This window comes from Collinsella sp. CLA-ER-H10 (genome assembly GCF_040092475.1).
In the GTDB taxonomy this organism is placed as follows: Bacteria; Actinomycetota; Coriobacteriia; order Coriobacteriales; family Coriobacteriaceae; genus Collinsella.
Map to the genome: position 1 here is coordinate 1 of NZ_JBBNLM010000062.1, position 513 is coordinate 513.

Annotated in this window: 1 protein-coding gene; it reads left to right on the forward strand. The window is 70.6% G+C overall.

Going from position 1 to position 513, the window contains the following annotated elements:
• A partial coding sequence (locus tag AAAX36_RS09505) for a transposase (protein WP_349075306.1) occupies positions 1-481 on the forward strand: 481 nt, incomplete at its 5' end.
• Between the last annotated feature and the right edge of the window lie 32 nt (positions 482-513).

Here is a 513-nt window from a genome sequence, read left to right on the forward strand (position 1 = left end):
CGAGGCCGAGAACAGGCAGGTCAGGTTCCTGGCCGCCCGGATATCGGAGGCCCTCGACGAGGCCGGGGCCCTCGAGGCCGAGACGGCGGCGCTGCTCGAGGGCGACGAGACCTACGCGTGTCTGCTCACCGTGCCCGGCATCGGCCCGAGGACCGCGGCGCAGCTCGCGGTGTCGGTCGACATCGGGAGGTTCCCGGACCACGACCACCTGGCCTCGTACTGCGGCATAGCCCCGAGGGTGAGGAGCTCCGGCACGTCGGTGAGGTCGGTCAGGGCGTCCAGGCGCGGCGACGCGAGGCTCAAGTCCCTGCTGATCTTCTCGTGCAACAGCCTGGTGAGGTCCTCGGGGCGCTACGGCGAGTACTACCGGGCCTGCAGGGCGCGGGGCATGGGGCACGGGCGGGCGCTCAAGGCCGTCGCGAGGAAGCGGCTCAGGGCGATATACGCCGTGATGCGCGACCGGGTGCCCTACCGGGAGTAGCCCCGACGGTTGACAAAACTATAGGAACACCC